Origin of the sequence: Microtetraspora fusca, assembly GCF_001570365.1 — a bacterium.
Taxonomy (GTDB): Bacteria; Actinomycetota; Actinomycetes; order Streptosporangiales; family Streptosporangiaceae; genus Microtetraspora; species Microtetraspora fusca.
Map to the genome: position 1 here is coordinate 1 of NZ_BBYK01000017.1, position 1,140 is coordinate 1,140.

The 1,140-nt window shown below is 66.1% G+C and carries 1 protein-coding gene; it reads right to left on the reverse strand.

Annotated elements, in window-relative coordinates; all coding sequences use genetic code 11:
- Positions 1-1,014, reverse strand: a 1,014-nt coding sequence (locus AWQ68_RS00085) for a transposase domain-containing protein (RefSeq protein ID WP_157544708.1), incomplete at its 3' end; no start/stop codon positions are given.
- Between the last annotated feature and the right edge of the window lie 126 nt (positions 1,015-1,140).

A 1,140-nucleotide genomic window follows, 5' to 3' on the forward strand; every position in this document is an offset into this window, starting at 1 on the left:
TCGCCCGAGCGCAGTATCCGCCCCTGCATGATCGTGTGGCGGAGCGCGTAGTAGGCCGACTCGTGTTCCCACCGCTGGTGGTAGAGGCTGACCAGGGCGGCGGCCGGATAGCGGCGTGCGTCGGTCAGCGTGGTGGCTAGGCGGTAGGTGCCTGTGAAGGTGGTGCCGTCCGCGCAGGTTACCGTCACGGGCCTCGATGATGCGGATCTTGAGGGTGCCGATCATCGAGAGATAGGAACCGTCGGTGAGCGAGGCCAGGATGGGGGTGCGCCGGTTGCTGCGCAGCCGGCCGAGGAACTGTGCGCCCGTGGCGCTGACCTGGGCGAGGAAGGCGTTGCTGTCGAAGCCCTTGTCCCATAACACGAGCATGTCCGGCTTGAGCAGGTGCAGCAGGCGGCGGGCATAGCCGGTTTCGCCTTCGCCGGTGGCGCCGAAGACCGCGCCGATCAGGGCCCGCGTCCCGGTCTCGACGAGAGTCATCAGCTCCAGCAGGGGGTAGCCGCCGTGGCCGGGGCTGCCAAGCCAGGCCCGGTTACGGGCGGTGTCGGGAGTCTTGAGCGAGCTGCAGCCGTCGAAGGAGACCGTGCGGTAGGGCCCAAACCGTGCTCCCGGAGTTCTGGGCTGGGCCAGTGGTCCGCTCAGCACCTCGAACAAGCGCTGCATCGGCGCGCTGCCGACTCTGCGGCGCAGGTCACGCAGGGCTTTGGCGGTGGGCGTCACAACCGGCAGGGCGATCAGCGAGGCCGTCAGCTTCTGCCAGACCAGCAGGTAGCCGACCTCGGGGAACAGGCACATCGCCAGCAGGAAGTAGACCCCGACACGCGTGGGCAGGGTGCGCAGGCGACGCTGCACGTTGCGTGTCTCATCAAGGATCGCATCGACGAGTTCGAAGGGCACGAGCGCGGTCAGCTCGCCCAAGTGGCCGGGAGCGAACAATTTCTTGGTTGCCAGGCGGGGCAAGGAGCCCGTCTGGACAGTGCTGGAAACAGCAGAGCTGGCATACTCGGCAGTCAACGGAGATCCAGTTCTTCGACGGCTGGTTGTGGAAGATCACCGTTCTACTGGATCTCCGTCCTTATGTCCTGAGAACTCACGTGCTTGACGGCACCACGAAAGCCTTAACTACCTGGCCTTGGGGGA